We start from the raw sequence: 16,561 nt of genomic DNA, 5'->3' as shown, positions 1-16,561 counted from the left end.
GTTTCGTGCATTCGTCTTGGGGGAGAAGAGAGCGATCACCAGGTGGCTGCCGAAACGGCCACCTGCGCGTGCTCAGGTGGCCGCGGTGGTAATGGTGGTAATCATTCGTGCATCCAGTGCCCGCTGTTCACCATTGGCCCGCGTGAGTGCGGGCGGCATCATGCCCATGCCTTGGAAGGCAGCGGCGCGTGCGGTGAAGGGGATGGAGGTGTACGACATGAAGGGCGCAGTGTACCGGATGCGTACCGGGGCCCGTCAACCCGTTTCTGTGGGCCTGTGGCGCGAAGGACTCACCGGCCTTCGGTGGCTGCCACGCGCACCATGCGGATCGCATCGAACGGGCAGCGCACCGCACACAGCGCGCACCCGGTGCAGCCCGGCGCATCGTGCAGGGTGGAACACTTGGGACCCCAGGGCCCCGTGCCTTGCACCTGCAGCGACAGCACATGCGGCGGGCACACCGCAATGCACCAGCCGCAGCCGGTGCAGCGCTGGGGGTCGATGGTGGGCAGTGCCTTGGGGGAGGTCGTGGTCATGGGGTGCGGTGGTGCTGGCAGTGTGCCCCTGGAGCGGGCTCCCCACAAGGAGCGCGCTACAGTGCCCCCCATGAACGCAGAACCCCACTCCACCATCACCCGCCATCTGTTGATCACCGGCCATGTGCAGGGCGTGGGCTACCGCTGGTCCATGGTGCAGGCCGCCGAACGCCTGGGCGTAAAGGGCTGGGTGCGCAACCGCCAGGATGGCCGCGTGGAGGCCTGCGCATGGGGCACCGAGCAGGCCGTGCTGGCCCTCATCGACTGGGCGCATCAGGGGCCTGTGCATGCGCGGGTGGAACGTGTGGTGGTGGGCAATGTGCCCGATGGTGGCGAGGCCCCGCAGGGGTTTGTGCAGCGAGAGACGCTGTAGCTGCGCCGCTGCTATGCGCGCAGGCCCAGTTGCCTCAGCAACTCCATCGCCCCCGCAGGCGCCCGCTCCTTCGCCCCGTTGATGAAGTAGACGAACACATCGCGCGGCCGCTCGCCGCCGGTCCAGGTGCGCACGCCATCGGCCCACTGTGCAATCGCCTTGGGCGTGTAGCCGGTGGGCACATCGGCCTGGCTGCGCATCAGCCGCAGGTAGGCAAAATCGGCCTCTGCATCTGCGATGGCGGGAAACTTTTCGGAGTCCGTGTAGACAGGCACGCAGCCGTATTTGCGGGCCAGCGCCACGAACTCTGGCGTGGCAAAACTCGGGTGGCGCACATCCAGGGCGTGGCGCAGCCGCAGGCCATCCACCTGTTGTGGCAGCAGGGCCAGAAAGGCCTCAAAGTCCCGTGGCTCAAACACCTTGGTCGGCATGAACTGCCACACGATGGGCCCGAGCTTGTGCTTGAGTTCCGAGATGCCGCTCTCCACAAACCGCGTGATCGACTCGCCTGCCTGCGCCAGCACGCGCCGGTGCGTGGCAAAACGGTTGGCCTTGAGCGAGAACAGGAAACCTTCGGGCGTTTCATCCCGCCACTTGGCGAAGGTGGGCGGCTTGAAGGTGCTGTAGTACGTGCCGTTGACCTCGATGGAGGTGAGCTGGCGGCTGGCGTACTGCAGCTCCTTGCTGTGCGCGAGGCCTGCGGGGTAGAAGTTGTCGCGCCAGGGCTCGAAGGTCCAGCCGCCGATACCGATGCGGATGTTTTGGCTTCTGCTGCTACTGCCTGCGTTGGTGCTACCAGTGCTGTCCACGGTGTTCCCCTCATGAATCCACGGAAGGGCCACTGTAGCAGCGGCCTGCTGCGCCTGGAGAGCCTACAGAGCGGCGCTATGGCTGCGGGCCGGGCAGCTCGACCCGCGCCTCCAGCCCCGCACCATCCTCACGCGGCCCCAGCACCAGCCAGCCGCCCAGCGCCTGCGCCAGCTCGTTCGCAATGGCCAGGCCTAGCCCCGTGCCGCCTGTGCCGCGGTTGCGCGAGTCTTCCAGCCGCACATAGGGTTGGAGCACGGCGGCCAGGTCAGCTTCCGGTATACCCGGCCCACGGTCCAGCACGCGCAGCAGCCACTGGCCGTGATCTCCAGCCTCCAGACTCACCTCAGCCGCGCCCGCGAACTTGAGCGCGTTGTCCACCAGGTTGCACACCAGCCGGCGCAGGGCCTGCGGGCGCGTGTCGCAGGTGCCCGGGTCTGCGTGCAGCAGCGTCACGGGCAGGCCCGCATCGGCGTAGTCGAACGCAATGCTCTGCAGCAGCGCGCGCAGGTCCACGCGCTGCAGCGGCTCCTGCACGGCCTGGGACGAGCGCGCGTAGGCGATGCCCTCTTCCACCAGCGACTGCATCTCGGCCAGGTCCGCGTGCAGCTTGCCCTGCAGCGCGGTGTCGTCCAGCAGGTCGGCGCGCAGGCGCAAGCGGGTGATGGGCGTTTGCAGATCGTGCGAGACGGCGGCCAGGATGCGCATGCGCTCCTCCAGGTGCGCCTGGATGCGCTGCTGCATGCGGTTGAAGGCCTGGGCCGCGCGCTGCACTTCGCGCGGGCCGTCCTCGGCCAGGGGCACGGCGGGGCGGTCGGCTCCCAGCGCATCGGCCGCGTCGGCCAGCGTTCGCAAGGGCCGCGTGGCCGCGCGCACGGCCCAGGCGCACAGGCCTACCAGCAGCGCCAGCTGTAGCGCCAGCGCGCCCAGCACCCAGGGCGAGACCTGCAGCCGGGGCTCGTCCATGTCCACGGCCAGCGGCGTGCCGTCGCTCAACTGGAGCTGCAGGCGCAGCTCGGTGCCGGGCACGTGGGGGTCGATCACCCGCACCGTCCGGCCGGGGGGCAGCGTGGCGCCCACGGCGCCTGCAATCAGGCGGGCCAGGTCGGACGGGTCTTCGGGTACGTCCAGCGGCGCGGTCAGCGCAAACCGGTAGTTGCGACGCGCCAGCCGGTCCACCCACTGCGCGCGCTCCGCGGCGGGCAGGCGGTCCAGCATGGCCATGGAGCTGGCCACGTCGCTCGCCAGGTACGACACCATGGCGCGACGCATGGTCATGCTGCGCTCGGTGATCGCCAGCACGAAGGTCAGCGCATGCGCCAGCGCCAGGCCCAGTGCCAGCACCAGCAGGATGCGACCGAACAGCGAGCGGGGCCACCAGCGCAGCGTCATGCGGCGGCTCCTCCCGGCGCGGGTGCGGTTGCCGGTGCGGGCAACACGTTGGCGCAGAACACATAGCCCTCGTTGCGCACGGTCTTGATATAGCGTGAGCCGCGTACCCCGTCGCCCAGCCGCTGGCGCACGCGGCTGACCAAGAGGTCGATGGAGCGGTCGAACACATTGGCATCGCGACCCTGCGTGAGCTGCAGCAGCTGGTCGCGTGTGAGGATGCGCTGGGGGTGGTCCAGCAGCACGCGCAGCAGCCGGTATTCGGCGCCCGACAGCGCCACCACTGCGCCCGTGGCATCGAGCAGGTGCCGCGCCGTGGTGTCCAGCCGCCAGTCGCCGAACGCAAGATGGCGCGCGGGCTCGGCCACGGCCAGGTTGGGCGGCAGCATGCGCGTGCGCCGCAGCACGGCGTGGATGCGCGCGAGCAGCTCGCGCGCGGCAAAGGGCTTGGTCAGGTAGTCGTCCGCGCCCAGCTCCAGGCCCAGGATGCGATCCGCCTCGTCGCTGCGCGCGGTGAGCATGATGATGGGCAGCGGCGGCGTGCCGGGGCTGCGCAGCTCGCGGCACAGCGCGATGCCGTCGGTGCCCGGCAGCATCAAGTCCAGTACCAAGAGGTCGATGCGTTGCGTAGCCAGCACCTCGCGCATCTGCCTGCCGTCGGCTGCCATGCTCACCTGCAGGCCCTGGCGCTGCAGGTACTCGGCCGCCAGCTCGCGGATGCCGGCGTCGTCATCGACGATGAGGATGTGGTCGGGCGGGGTCGTCGTCGTCATGGGCGCTGATTGTCCAGGCTTTGGCGCCTTGCGGTGAGGCCGGTACGGGCCCGCATGTATCTGAACTTGTCTGCCGGTGCCGCCGACACGCGCACATACCAAAAGGCCTGTGCAGGACAAACCGCCGATACGTGCGCTGGCTTCAATGCAGTCTTCCTGAACTTCACGAGGACTTGCCATGAAACCATCCTTCGCCCTGGCCGCCGCTGCGCTGGCCCTGGGCCTGGCGCACATCGCCAGCGCGCAAGAGGCTGCCACCCAGCCCGCCACGGCGCCGCACCCCAAGGCCCCGCTGGGCCGCTGGATCACCGAAAGCGGAAACCTGGAGGTGGAGATTGCTCCCTGCCCCACTAACGCCAATGGCACTGCCAGTGCGAACACCGGTGGCAGCAGCGGCACCAACACCCTTTGCGGCAAGGTGGTGCGCGTGCTGGCCAACCGGTCGATGAGTGCACCCGGCACCGAGATGGCCGCGGCCGACGCGCGGCCCGCGCTGGGCATGACGATGCTGTCCGGCCTGCGCGACAGCGGCAGCGGCGAGTACCAAGGCGAGATTTACAACCGCGAGAACGCCAAGACCTACCGCTCCACCCTCACCCCCGCTGAGCCCGACCAGCTGCTGGTGCGCGCGTATGTCGGTATCCCGCTGTTCGGCAAGACGCAGGTGTGGCGTCGCCCGGCCGCAGAGCGTGGGGGCGTGCAATGAGCATGGCCACCACCTCGCCCTGGCTGGCTGTGGCCGCCGGCATGCTGACCGTGGGCGCGCCCTGCGTGCTGCCCATGTTGCCGGTGGTGCTGGGGGCGTCGGTGGCGGGCGGCCCAGCGCAGCGCACGCGTCCGCTGTTCATCGCGCTGGGGTTTGCGCTGTCGTTCGCAGCCGTGGCGCTGCTGTTCAGCAGCTTCACGCAGGTGCTGGGCTTGTCGCCCGAGGGCTTGCGCCGGTTCGCCGCCGTATTGCTGCTGGTGTTTGGCGTGCTCACGGTGTGGCCCAAGCCATTCCAGTGGCTGAGCCAACAGGCGGGTGGCGTGCTCAACCGAGCGGCCAGCCTGGGGATGGGCGCATCGGCGGGCAACTGGGGCGGGCTGCTGCTGGGTCTGAGCCTGGGTGCGGTGTGGACGCCCTGCGCCGGGCCGGTGCTGGCCTCCATCCTCGCGCTCATCGCCACGGAGCCGCCCGGGGTCAGCACGGCGGTGCTGTTGCTGGCCTATTCCACCGGCGCCGCGCTGCCCATGCTGGCCATCGCCTACGGCGGTCAGGCCGCGGCCAGTCATGTGCGCCGCATCTCGCGCCATGCACACCGCGTGCAGCAGGTTTTTGGGGTGGTGGTCATCGCCGTCGCGCTGGCCATGCTGCTGGAGGTGGATGGCCAGGTCACAGCGTGGCTGTCGCAGTTCTATCCCTCAAGTTTTGGAGGGCTGTAAGCGGCCCTCAGCAAGGAGTTTCACCATGACATCGCGCATTTCTTCACCCATCTCGTTTCAGCGCCGCACGTTCCTGGCGTCTGCAGCATCTGTGGCTGCCGCCGTAGCGGCACCCGCCCTCACCCACGCAGCAGGGCCCGCCGTCCAGGCGGCCACGCTGCCCGACTTTGGCGCGGCACCCGAGTTCACGGGCATCGAGCGCTGGCTCAACTCCGAGCCGCTCAGCCTGGCCCAGCTGCGCGGCCGCGTGGTGCTGGTGGACTTCTGGACGTATGCCTGCATCAACTGCATCCGCACGCTGCCCCACGTGAACCGCTGGGCCGAGCTGTACACGCCCCAGGGCCTCACCGTGGTGGGTGTGCACACGCCGGAGTTTCCGTTTGAGCGCACCACCAGCAACGTCGAGGTGGCCATGCGCCGCCATGGCGTGAAGCACCCCGTCGCGCAGGACAACCGCTACGGCACCTGGAAGGCCTACAGCAACCAGTACTGGCCCGCAGCCTACCTCATCGATGCGCAGGGCCGCATTCGCTACAAGCACTTTGGCGAAGGCGAATACGAGCGCACCGAGGCCGTGATCCGCGCGCTGCTCGCGGCGCGGAGCTAGGCGTTCTGGCTCCACCGTCCACTCATTTTTATCCCGTCATTTCTCTGCCCGCTCTCCACTCACCTTTGCAGGACTCTTGCACCATGCCGTACCCTCGCCTTCAATTTGCCCTGGTCACACTCGCCGCGGCCGCTGCTGCTCTCTGCATGGCCGCTACCAGCCATGCCCAGGCACCGCAACTGCCCCCGCCCGACGCCACCCACCCCGCCACGCTGCAGCTGATGCAGGGCTTTCCGCCGCCGCCCGACAAGGTCGTGCGCCTGGCCAACATCCTCAAATACCCCAACGTGCGCTGGGCCGCGCACCACCTGCGCGAGCTGGGGCCCACGGCGGCCGTGTGGCGCGGCGCAGGGGCACCCAGTGCGCTGCCCACCGCAGCCCGCGCGCTGGACGATGCACTGCCGGTGCCCGACGGCAAGGGCGGCACCACCACGCTGGCTGACTGGCAAAAGGCCACCTACACCGATGGCCTGCTGGTGCTGCACCGAGGCCGTGTCGTGTACGAGCGCCACCACATCGGCATGCAGCCGCACCAGCCCCACGTGCTGTGGTCCATGAGCAAATCGCTCACCGGCCTGCTGGCCACTGAACTCATCCAGGAAGGCGTGATCGACCCGAAAGCGCTGATTCCCCGCTACCTGCCCGAGCTGACCACCAGCGCCTGGGCCGATGCCACCGTGCAGCAGACCCTGGACATGACGACCGGCGTGCAATACGCCGAGAACTTTGTCGACCCTGCGTCCGGCGTTTTCCAGTACCTGGCCGCCGCAGGCCTGCAGCCCGCGCCGCCCGGCAGCAACGCCGCCAAAAGCATGGCCGAGTTCCTGCCCACGTTGAAGAAAGAAGGGGAGCACGGCACCGCGTTTGCGTACAAGTCGGTGGACACGGAAGTACTGGGCTGGCTGCTGCAGCGCGTGACGGGCAAGAGCTACGCCACGCTGCTGTCTGAACGCATCTGGTCGCGCCTGGGCGCGCAGGATGATGGGTATGTGTTTGCCGATGCGAACGGTGGTCAGTCCACCAGCGTAGGCGTGAACGCCACGCTGCGCGACTTGGGGCGCTTTGGAGAAATGCTCCGTGCCAATGGCAGCTTCAACGGCCAGCAGATCATCTCGGCCGCCACCATTGCCGAGCTGCGCAAGGGTGCCGATCCCACGAAATTCAGCAAGGCCCCCGGCACGGCCATGCGCGCGGGCTACTCGTACCACAACCAGTGGTGGGTGCCGCACGATGCGGACGGTACGCTGGAAGCCAAGGGCCTGATGGGCCAGCACATCCACATCAACCCGGCGGCAGAACTGGTGGTGGTGAAGCTATCAACACACCCGGTGCCCAACACGGCCTTCACCCACGCGCTGGACCGGCAGGCGTTTGCTGCGCTGGCAGCGGCGGTGCGGGCTCGCTGAGGGTGAAGAAGAATCGGCCAAGGCGGCGCCCCCGGCGCTGCGCCTGTACCGTTAGCTACTTCACGAGCGTGGCGGTCAGCGTGATCTCTGGCACCGAGGCCAACGCCTTGGACAGCGGGCAGTTGGCCTTGGCATCGGCCGCTAGCTTCTGAAAGGCAGCATCGTCCATGCCCGGCACCTTGGCCGTGAGCGTGAGGGCGATGCGGTCAATCACAAAACCATCGCCTTCCTTGCTGAGCCGCACGCTGGCCGTGGTGTCGACGGTCTCGCTGGCGATGCCAGCCTTCTCGGCGGCAAAAGAAAACGCCATGGTGAAGCAGGCTGCATGGGCAGCGCCCACGATCTCCTCGGGATTGGTGCCCTTGCGGTCTTCGCCGAAGCGGCTGGCAAAGCCGTAGGGGTACTTGTCCAGCGCGCCGGTCTCGGTGCTGATCTGGCCCTGGCCGGACTTGCCGGCACCTTCCCAGTGAACGCTGGCTTTCTTTTCAGACATGGTGTGCTCCTTGTGGTGAATGGGGTGAACCGCCCATGTCACCACGCCCCGCCGCTCGGGCGTGTGGGACACCGTCGCGTCGTGCTGTCCATCTTGAACGTGCATCGCGGCGGGCATGGGTGCCCGTTGCAGTGCTAGCGTGCAACACCACACTAGACGTCTTCAATGAGGGGCTGGGTCCGCACCATGCGGATCGCATCAAACGGACACCGCACCGCGCACAAGGCGCACCCCGTGCAGGCCGCAGCAGCAGGATAGAGCCAGGAGCCAGGCGACCACGACAGCATTGCAGCTCAGCGCACGCAGCACCGCTGGTCAAGCGCTGCCGTGGTGGGCGGGCTTGTAAACAACACCGAAGGCGGGTGCGCTGGCGATACTGTGCGTGCACGCCCCCTGCAGCAGCAACAGTGCCTCCACCATCACCCGGCACCTTCTCATCCGTGGACACGTCCAGGGCGTCAGCTACCGCTGGTCCATGATGCATGGCTGCCCAGCAGCGCGGTGTGCAAGTGCCGTGATGGCAGAGCCTGCGGAGCCTTGGGCAGGCCTTGTACAGAGGGACACGGTGTAGGAGCAGGGAGGTTGGTCAGCTTGCACTGTGTCGGGTGCCGCGCTGCTGCACCAACCGACGGATTGGCCTTGGTGACCGTTCAGCCCTTGCGCTGCAAGTCCCGAGCCCCATAAGCACAGTACCCAGGCTTGGGGCTCTTCTTTTGTGGGTGCAGCCGGCACGTCTCCGGCCGCTTGTCATACACCGTGCACAGCCGGGTCTTCGGGTCCAGAAAATTGCAGTCCCCAGTGGCCCGCCGCGCCATCGTGAAGATCGCGTTCTTGTGATTGAAGTGGTCAATCAACCGCGCCTTGAGCAGCCGCTTGGCAATGTGCCGCAGCTCTTCATGCTCGGCCTCGAACGGGTCCACCAGCTCAAGCCGCACCAGGTCGGGCAACTGCACTTCCAGCGGCATCGTGCAGCAGTTGGCCGCGCAGGTGTCGCACAGGCCCGCGCGGTAGCGGGTCCAGGTGTCGAGGCGGTCGACGTCAACGATGGCGATGGGGGATCTCATGGATAGATGCCGCAACAGGTTCACTACCGCTCTTTCACTGGCGGTGCGTTTGGCTGCCCTGAAAGAGCTCAGTGCTTCAGGCGATTTTTGACTTTAGCGCACAAGATGAAGCGCATGCTGCAATGCTCTCGGGGCTCATGAACCGTCATTGGCAATCAACCTGCGCAATCCGTCGCGGAACTTCCCAAAGCTTGGAGAAGCGTTTCTTTCGATATCCATGCCTGGGCTGATCTTTCTGACCCACTCATGCTTAAGTTGCCCGGGCAGAGGCCAGCCCGCTTTTTGGATACTGGCGTGTCCGCCATGATGAACTGCATCCGCCAACAATTCCCAGGTGCCGCAAATGCTGTCTTGGACATACCTTGCCAGTACGTCTTTTCTTGCTTTTGGGTAGGCGGCCAGCAAGGCCGTGCGATCACCCAGAATCCAGGCTTCCATCTCTTCGATGGCAAGTCGAAAAAGCGTGTTGGGAGCAGGATTGCAGCGTTTCAGCAATACTTGTAATTCGGACAGAAAATCTTTGCAAGGACGGTTGTCACTGTCCAATACGACGACCACTGCGTCGATGCCGGGAGTTTTGCCGTAGCCGATCAGCAAGCGGGGCAATTGATCGAGCAATGCCCGCTTAGAGGGATCACCCTTGGCGACAAGCCCCTGAGGTATTCGACCCACGCCTTTGTAGGGATGGATGCGCCAGGAGTGTGGGTCGCCTTGGGGGCCGATTGCCTGGGGCATTAGGGACTCAATCAGCGCAGCACCGGAACTGTCTTCCACAAGCACTTCGATGTGCATGCCTACCTCGCGTCTAGATAGTCGCTGTACCAAAGGCCACCCAGGGGTAGACCCTCATCAACGAGGTTGCGCACCAGCTCGATATCAGATGCCCGCCGAACGGTCGAAAAGCCATTCCCGCCTTTTTCCAGAATCCAGACTTCGCTCGGAGACAGCGCATCTACGAAATAGGGTTGGTGCGTGGTCACGAAAATCTGAGGTTGGTTCTTCTTACCCGTGGCATGGCTGCGCAACTCGGTGGCCAAAGAGTCCAGTAGGCGGTGGTACAGCCCGTTCTCAGGCTCCTCAATACATATGAATGGGGGTGGCTCTGGATCCTCCATCAGAAGCAGATATGCGAAAATTTTCAGCGTGCCATCAGACATCTGCGACGCATAGAAAGGGTCGGCGAATGCACCATCGTTGAACTGGAGGAGAACGCGCTTGTCCTGTGTGACACTGGTCTTTATGCTTGTCACGCCTGGAATTTTGCTGGCAATGCGATCCAGAATTGCTTGAAAGCGTGCCTTGTGTTCACGCTCCATGTACTGCACCACATTGCCGATATTGTCTCCGTGGATGTTCAGGTGGCGCTGCGCACCGGCGGGCTGGATAGCACGCGCCGCATCGGGGTGAAAGTAGGAGAGATACCAGCCCTTTAGAAAGTCGCGGAAGCGTTTGATGCGCGGATGTTCTTTGAGCGTGCCCAGCGTGGCGATGCCCAATTGGCGCAAGTCGGTCAATTCCACATCTTCCTGTGCCCGGTCTTCTTCCTCGCTGTCCGTCTCTACGGCCTCCTCACCGGCCCACACCTTGCCGAGCCCGTGATGTAAGCGAAGGAACGGATAGGGCCTGCCGTGCTTCTGGCCTTTGCGGCGCTGCTTCAGGACCTCCGACTCAACGAAAGGTCGTCCGCTACGGTCCACATTGATCGCCAATTCGTAAGTGATGGGCCGCTCGCCGGGGGCTTCTCGGTAGTAGATGTCGAAGCGAATGGGTTCCGTGACTCCCAGGGAGCGCATGCGATCGAAGCCGCCGCGCAGCTTGCTATCGCAGGCTGTTTCCACATCGGTGTTTAGGCAATCTGCGACGAAGCCGAATGCATCGAACAAAGTGCTTTTGCCTACTCCGTTCTTACCGATGACTACGGTGAATGGAGTTAACGGGTCGCCTCCCTGGTCGGTAGAGAGTTTGCCTAATGTGATGTCGTGCAGCGCCCGGTAGTTGCGCACGCGAAAACCTTCGATCAGCGCCATGCATAGCCTCTTTTCATGATGTGCCTTTCGTGCTTGTCACCGGCCGAATTTACCGTCAGCAGCGCCAGCACGGCGGCCTTGGCGTTTTGCCCCGGTGTTGGCGTTTGAGAACAGCCTGTGCTAGTGACTGGCGCGAGCCAGCAGAAGTCAAGCAAGGCATGTTGCCAGCTGGCGGCTATGCATTTTCTGCGTGTGCTGGTAACTCTGGCAGGCATGGCGCCATGCGTGGGTCAAACGTCAATATTCCCCGCCCGCAGCGCATTCGTCTCAATGAAATCCCGCCGGGGCTCCACCTCATCCCCCATCAGCATCGTGAACACCCGGTCCGCCTCGATCGCGTCGTCGATCTGCACGCGCAGCAGGCGGCGCACGTTGGGGTCCATCGTGGTTTCCCACAGCTGCTCGGGGTTCATCTCGCCCAGGCCCTTGTAGCGCTGGCGGGATGTGCTGCGTTCGGCTTCGCTGATCAGCCACTTCATGGCCTGGCGGAAGTCGCCGACTTTTTCTTCCTTCTGCTTTTCGCCTTCGCCGCGCAGGGCCTTGGCGCCCTCGCCCAGCAGGCCTCGGAAGGTCTCTGCGGCTTCGGCCAGGGCGGCGTAGTCGGCGCCGTGCACGAAGTCTTGCGTGATGACGCTGCTCTTGATGTTGCCGTGGTGGCGGCGGCTGATGCGCAGCAGGGGCTTGTCGGTGCGGGCGTCGAACTCGCCAGCCACTTCGGCGGGGGCGCCGGTGGTGTTCAGTTCGCGCAGCTTGGCCTGCAGGGCCACGGCGCTGGCTTCAGCGTCGGCCACGGTGTCGAGCTTCAAGCTCACGCCGTCGGCAATGGCGCGCAGGGCTTCGGCGTCCATGAAGTTGCCCAGGCGCGCAATCACGCTTTCGGCGATCTGGTGCTTGCGCGCCAGTTCGGCCAGGGTGTCGCCGGTCAGCGTTTGCGGGTTGGCGCCGCCGGTGGTCACGCTGGCGTGGTTGAGCGCAATGCGCAGCAAAAAGCCGTCGAGTGCGGGCGCGTCCTTGAGGTACAGCTCTTCCTTGCCGGCCTTCACCTTGTACAGCGGAGGCTGGGCAATGTAGATGTGGCCGCGCTCGACCAGCTCGGGCATCTGGCGGTAGAAGAAGGTGAGCAGCAGGGTGCGGATGTGGGCGCCGTCGACGTCGGCGTCGGTCATGATGATGATTCGGTGGTAGCGCAGCTTGGCCACGTCGAAGTCGTCGCCACCCGTGGTGCCCCCGGCCTTGCCGATGCCGGTGCCCAGGGCGGTGATCAGCGTGAGGATTTCGTTGCTGGTCAGCAGCTTTTCGTAGCGGGCCTTTTCCACGTTCAGGATCTTGCCGCGCAGCGGCAGGATGGCCTGGAACTTGCGGTCACGGCCCTGCTTGGCAGAGCCACCGGCGGAGTCACCCTCCACAATGTAGATCTCGCACAGGGCGGGGTCTTTTTCCTGGCAGTCGGCCAGCTTGCCGGGCAGGCCCATGCCGTCGAGCACGCCCTTGCGGCGGGTCATTTCGCGGGCCTTGCGGGCGGCTTCGCGGGCGCGGGCGGCTTCCACGATCTTGCCGCAGATGATCTTGGCGTCGGCCGGGCGCTCCTGCAGGTAGTCGGTCAGCAGCTTGCCCACGATGTCTTCCACGGGGGCGCGCACTTCGCTCGATACCAGCTTGTCCTTGGTCTGGCTGCTGAACTTGGGCTCGGGCACCTTCACGCTCAGCACGCAGCACAGGCCTTCGCGCATGTCGTCGCCGGTCACTTCGACCTTGGCCTTCTTGGCGAACTCGTTTTCTTCGATGTACTTGTTGATGACGCGGGTCATCGCGGCGCGCAGGCCGGTGAGGTGGGTGCCGCCGTCACGCTGGGGGATGTTGTTGGTAAAGCAGAGCACTTGCTCGCTGTACGCGCTGTTCCACTGCATCGCCACTTCCACGCCGATGTGGGTGCCAGGGATGCCGCCATACGTCTCGGCCGGGCGCTCGCCCGCGGCGTAGAACGATGTGGGGTGCAGGACGGTCTTGCCCTTGTTGATGAACTCCACAAAGCCGCGCACGCCACCAGCGCCCGAGAAGTCGTCTTCTTTGCCGCTGCGCTCGTCCTTGAGGCGAATGCGCACGCCGTTGTTCAAGAACGAGAGTTCGCGCAGGCGCTTGGCCAGGATCTCGTAGTGGAACTCGTTGTTCTCCTTGAAGATCTCGGTGTCGGGCAAGAAGTGCACTTCGGTGCCGCGCTTGTCGGTGTCGTCCAGCACCTGCATGGGCGAGACTTCCACGCCGTCCACCGTCTGCACGATGCGGTTCTGCACGAAGCCCTTGCTGAACTCCAGCGCGTGCACCTTGCCTTCGCGGCGCACGGTCAAGCGCAGCATCTTGCTGAGCGCGTTCACGCAGCTCACGCCCACGCCGTGCAGGCCGCCCGAGACCTTGTAGCTGTTCTGGTTGAACTTGCCGCCCGCGTGCAGTTCGGTCAGTGCGATCTCGGCGGCCGAGCGCTTGGGCTCGTGCTTGTCGTCCATCTTCACGCCGGTCGGAATACCCCGGCCGTTGTCGGTGACGCTGATGGAGTTGTCGGAATGGATGGTGACGACGATGTCGTCGCAGTGGCCGGCCAGGGCTTCGTCGATGGAGTTGTCGACCACCTCGAACACCAGGTGGTGCAGGCCGGTGCCGTCGCTGGTATCGCCGATGTACATGCCGGGGCGCTTGCGCACGGCCTCCAGGCCTTCGAGGATGGTGATGGCGCCTTCGCCGTAGCTTTCGCTGGCCCCGGCTTGGTTGGTGTCGATCTTGGCGAGGGTGGGCTCAACATGGCCGGAGACGCCGGTGTCTTCGGGCTCGGAGGGGATGTTGTCAACGGTCATGGTGGGCCTTGGGATCCGTGGAAACCGGGGTTTCCAATGTGTCAATATGGGTCAAATAGGGCTCTAGCGCTTATCCAGTAAGCGCTAGTAGCTATCAAAACGGTAGTCGTTGTGGTCAGGCTGTGCAGCAGGACGGGGGCCGCCTCAAATGCGCATTGGCATGACCACGTACTTGAAGCTGTCGTTCTCTGGGATGGTCAGCAGCGCAGAGCTGTTGCCGTCCGAAAGCTCCACCTTCACCATGTCCTGGCCCATGTTGGCCAGGGCGTCGATGAGGTAGGTCACGTTGAAGCCGATCTCGATGGTGTCGCCACCGTAGTCGATGTCGAGCTCGTCCACGGCCTCTTCCTGCTCTGCGTTGTTCGACGCCACGCGCAGGGTGCCGGGCTCCAGGTTCAGGCGCACCCCCTTGAACTTGTCGCTGGTCATGATGGCCGTGCGCTGCAGGCTGGCCAGCAGCGGGGCGCGGCCCAGGGTGATGCTGTTCTTGTGGTTCTTGGGGATCACCCGGTTGTAGTCAGGGAACTTGCCCTCGACCAGCTTGGTGACGAACTCCATGCCGCCAAAGGTGAACTTGGCCTGGTTGTTGGCGAACTGCATTTCGATGTGGGGCTGGTTCTCGCCGCCCGCATCGCTGAGCAAACGCTGCAGCTCGATCACGGTCTTGCGCGGCAGGATGACTTCCTGCTTGGGCACTTCCACATCCAGCGTGGCGCTGGCAAAAGCCAGGCGATGGCCGTCGGTGGCCACCAGGGACAGCTGCTTGCCCTCAGCCACGAACAGGATGCCGTTGAGGTAGTAGCGGATGTCCTGCACCGCCATGGCAAACGACACCTGACCGAGCAGATCTTTCAGCGTCTTTTGCGGCACGGCGAACACGGGGCCGAAGGCGGCAGACTCTTGCACCAGCGGGAAGTCTTCAGCCGGCAGGCTTTGCAACGTGAAGCGGCTCTTGCCGCCTTTCAGGATGAGCTTGGACTGTGCCGATTCGAGGCTAACGGTCTGGTCGCCCGGCATGGTGCGCAGGATGTCGATGAGCTTGCGCGCCCCCACGGTGGTGGTGAAGTCGCCGGTGTCGCCGCCCAGCTCAGCCGTGGTGCGGATCTGGATTTCGAGGTCGCTGGTCGTCAGCTGCAGGGCATTGCCCGTCTTGCGGATCAGCACATTGGCCAGGATGGGCAGCGTGTGGCGGCGCTCCACGATGCCAGCCACGGATTGCAGAACCGCGAGAACCTTGTCTTGTGTTGCCTTCAGGACGATCATGTCTTCAACCTCTTGTGGTTTTTGGGACGGTGCGTGGACAGCGGCACAGGTCGTGCCTCCCCCTGCTGTATAACCCGCCATTTTGCCCGTTTACCGGGCGGGTTCTTTTCGGGGTCTCTCCCACCGGTTGTCAGCCTTTCAGGGTCTGTTCCAGCACATGCAACTGCTGGTTCAACTCGGTCAGCTGCTGGCGCTCGCCCGAAATCTTGCGCACTGCATGCAAAACGGTGGTGTGGTCGCGCCCACCAAACAATTCTCCGATCTCGGGAAGACTCTTTTGCGTCAGTTCCTTGGCCAGGTACATCGCAATCTGGCGCGGCCGGGCAATGCTGGCCGGGCGCTTTTTGCTGTACATGTCGGCGACCTTGATCTTGTAGTAGTCAGCCACCGTTTTCTGGATGTTTTCCACAGAAATCTGCCGGTTCTGGATCGACAGCAGATCGCGCAGCGCCTCGCGGGCGAGCTGGATGGAAATCTCTTTCTGGTTGAAGCGCGAGTAAGCCAGGATCTTGCGCAGCGCGCCTTCGAGCTCGCGCACGTTGGAGCGCACGTTCTTGGCCACGAAAAAGGCCACTTCTTCGGGCATCTCGGTGCCTTCGACGCGGGCCTTGTTGATCAGGATGGCCACGCGCATTTCCAGCTCGGGTGGCTCGATGGCCACCGTCAGGCCCGAGTCGAAGCGCGACACCAGCCGCTCGTGGATGTTGGCCAGGCCCTTCGGATACGTGTCCGACGTCATCACGATGTGAGACTTCTTGGCCAGCAGGGCTTCGAAGGCGTTGAAGAATTCTTCCTGCGTGCGGTCCTTGTTGGCGAAGAACTGCACATCGTCGATCAGCAGCAGGTCGAGCGAGTGGTAGCGCTCCTTGAATTCATCAAAGGTGCGCCGCTGGTAGGCCTTAACCACATCCGACACAAACTGCTCGGCATGGATGTAGAGAACTTTGGCGTCGGGCTTGTCCTGCAGCAGGCGGTTGCCCACAGCGTGCACCAGGTGGGTCTTGCCCAAGCCCACGCCGCCATAGATAAACAGCGGGTTGTACAGGTGGCCGGGCATGCCCGCCACGTGCATGGCGGCCGAGCGCGCCATGCGGTTGGCCGTGCCTTCCACCAGCGTCTCAAAGGTGAGGCCTGCATTGAGCCGGTTGCGGAAGGCGCCCGCCGAGGCTTCATCGCTGTGGCTCGATTGCGGTTCGGACTGCGTTGCGGTGTTCGATGGTTCAGACGCTGCGGGTCGTGCGTAAGTGCGTACAACGGATTCCCGCTGAGCGAGCGCTAACTCCAGGGTGACGGGCTGGCCATACAGGCCTTCGAGCAATGCGGCAATGCGGCCCGCATACTGCGCCCGGATCCAGTCGAGCTTGAACCGGTTGCCCACCAGCACGGTGACCTTGGAGAAGTCTTCGGCCACCTGGGCAATCAGGGGCTTGATCCAGGTGTTGAACTGCTGCTCGGGCAGGTCTTGCGCCAGTTGCTCTACGCAGGCTTGCCACAGGCCCTGGCCGGCATCTGCACCGGGTGAATGTTGGGGGCTGCGGGAGGGTTCCTCGATCAT

At 64.7% G+C, this 16,561-nt stretch carries 17 protein-coding genes and 1 pseudogene; 5 read left to right on the top strand and 13 right to left on the bottom strand.

Annotated elements, in window-relative coordinates; translation table 11 throughout:
• Window positions 1–72: 72 nt before the first annotated feature.
• Both ACT89O_RS00090 and ACT89O_RS00085 read right to left on the bottom strand, forming a co-directional pair.
• On the bottom strand, window positions 73–219 hold the full coding sequence (locus tag ACT89O_RS00090; protein ID WP_158603283.1) for a hypothetical protein: 147 nt from the start codon (window positions 217–219) through the stop codon (window positions 73–75).
• Window positions 220–290: 71 nt separating this feature from the next.
• A complete protein-coding gene (locus ACT89O_RS00085; RefSeq protein ID WP_487261470.1) occupies window positions 291–536 on the bottom strand; it encodes an ATP-binding protein in 246 nt (81 codons plus the stop codon).
• A gap of 70 nt (window positions 537–606) precedes the next feature.
• Between ACT89O_RS00085 and ACT89O_RS00080 the strand changes: the two genes are divergently transcribed.
• On the top strand, window positions 607–909 hold the full coding sequence (locus ACT89O_RS00080) for an acylphosphatase (RefSeq protein WP_121422963.1): 303 nt from the start codon (window positions 607–609) through the stop codon (window positions 907–909).
• Between the two features lie 11 nt (window positions 910–920).
• On the opposite strand, the gene ACT89O_RS00075 is transcribed toward ACT89O_RS00080, so the two are convergent.
• The 3 genes from ACT89O_RS00075 to ACT89O_RS00065 form a co-directional block, all read right to left on the bottom strand.
• Entirely contained in the window at window positions 921–1,718 is a 798-nt protein-coding gene (locus ACT89O_RS00075) for a DUF72 domain-containing protein (RefSeq protein ID WP_487261469.1), read from the bottom strand.
• Between the two features lie 76 nt (window positions 1,719–1,794).
• On the bottom strand, window positions 1,795–3,108 hold the full coding sequence (locus tag ACT89O_RS00070) for an ATP-binding protein (RefSeq protein ID WP_487261468.1): 1,314 nt from the start codon (window positions 3,106–3,108) through the stop codon (window positions 1,795–1,797).
• Window positions 3,105–3,878, bottom strand: coding sequence for a response regulator (locus tag ACT89O_RS00065; protein WP_487261467.1), 774 nt, complete (start codon window positions 3,876–3,878; stop codon window positions 3,105–3,107). Before ACT89O_RS00065 ends, ACT89O_RS00070 begins: the two co-directional genes overlap by 4 nt.
• Before the next feature lie 178 nt (window positions 3,879–4,056).
• Here ACT89O_RS00065 and ACT89O_RS00060 point away from each other — a divergent pair, with 178 nt between their 5' ends.
• The 4 genes from ACT89O_RS00060 to ACT89O_RS00045 all read left to right on the top strand — a co-directional run bounded on the left by ACT89O_RS00060 (window position 4,057) and on the right by ACT89O_RS00045 (window position 7,313).
• Complete coding sequence (locus tag ACT89O_RS00060; protein ID WP_487261466.1) at window positions 4,057–4,584, top strand: DUF2147 domain-containing protein; 528 nt, start codon at window positions 4,057–4,059, stop codon at window positions 4,582–4,584.
• A gap of 2 nt (window positions 4,585–4,586) precedes the next feature.
• Window positions 4,587–5,300 carry a cytochrome c biogenesis CcdA family protein gene (locus ACT89O_RS00055; RefSeq protein ID WP_487261465.1) on the top strand — a complete coding sequence of 238 codons (714 nt, stop codon included), beginning with the start codon at window positions 4,587–4,589 and terminating at the stop codon, window positions 5,298–5,300.
• Between the two features lie 25 nt (window positions 5,301–5,325).
• Window positions 5,326–5,907 (top strand): thioredoxin family protein, encoded by a 582-nt coding sequence (locus tag ACT89O_RS00050; protein WP_218300740.1) that lies wholly within the window; start codon window positions 5,326–5,328, stop codon window positions 5,905–5,907.
• An 83-nt stretch (window positions 5,908–5,990) separates the two neighbouring features.
• Window positions 5,991–7,313, top strand: a complete 1,323-nt coding sequence (locus ACT89O_RS00045; RefSeq protein WP_436129447.1) for a serine hydrolase domain-containing protein — start codon at window positions 5,991–5,993, stop codon at window positions 7,311–7,313.
• 55 nt (window positions 7,314–7,368) lie between these two features.
• Here ACT89O_RS00045 and ACT89O_RS00040 read toward each other — a convergent pair whose 3' ends face one another.
• The 8 genes and pseudogenes from ACT89O_RS00040 to dnaA form a co-directional block, all read right to left on the bottom strand.
• Window positions 7,369–7,806 (bottom strand): OsmC family protein, encoded by a 438-nt coding sequence (locus ACT89O_RS00040; protein WP_487261464.1) that lies wholly within the window; start codon window positions 7,804–7,806, stop codon window positions 7,369–7,371.
• Window positions 7,807–7,958: 152 nt separating this feature from the next.
• Window positions 7,959–8,054 (bottom strand): annotated as a pseudogene (locus tag ACT89O_RS00035) (4Fe-4S binding protein); the annotation flags it as partial.
• Between the two features lie 402 nt (window positions 8,055–8,456).
• Window positions 8,457–8,870, bottom strand: a complete 414-nt coding sequence (locus ACT89O_RS00030; RefSeq protein ID WP_409860535.1) for a YkgJ family cysteine cluster protein — start codon at window positions 8,868–8,870, stop codon at window positions 8,457–8,459.
• Between the two features lie 135 nt (window positions 8,871–9,005).
• Entirely contained in the window at window positions 9,006–9,662 is a 657-nt protein-coding gene (locus ACT89O_RS00025) for a hypothetical protein (RefSeq protein ID WP_436129445.1), read from the bottom strand.
• Between the two features lie 2 nt (window positions 9,663–9,664).
• Entirely contained in the window at window positions 9,665–10,897 is a 1,233-nt protein-coding gene (locus ACT89O_RS00020; protein WP_306555503.1) for an AAA family ATPase, read from the bottom strand.
• 230 nt (window positions 10,898–11,127) lie between these two features.
• Entirely contained in the window at window positions 11,128–13,743 is a 2,616-nt protein-coding gene (gene gyrB / locus ACT89O_RS00015; RefSeq protein ID WP_055401225.1) for a DNA topoisomerase (ATP-hydrolyzing) subunit B, read from the bottom strand.
• A 144-nt stretch (window positions 13,744–13,887) separates the two neighbouring features.
• Window positions 13,888–15,006 (bottom strand): DNA polymerase III subunit beta, encoded by a 1,119-nt coding sequence (dnaN, locus tag ACT89O_RS00010; protein ID WP_055401227.1) that lies wholly within the window; start codon window positions 15,004–15,006, stop codon window positions 13,888–13,890.
• A 130-nt stretch (window positions 15,007–15,136) separates the two neighbouring features.
• Complete coding sequence (dnaA, locus tag ACT89O_RS00005; protein WP_121508082.1) at window positions 15,137–16,561, bottom strand: chromosomal replication initiator protein DnaA; 1,425 nt, start codon at window positions 16,559–16,561, stop codon at window positions 15,137–15,139.

It is taken from the genome of Acidovorax sp. NN32 (genome assembly GCF_057597245.1).
This window is presented reverse-complemented; position numbering and strand designations above follow the sequence as displayed.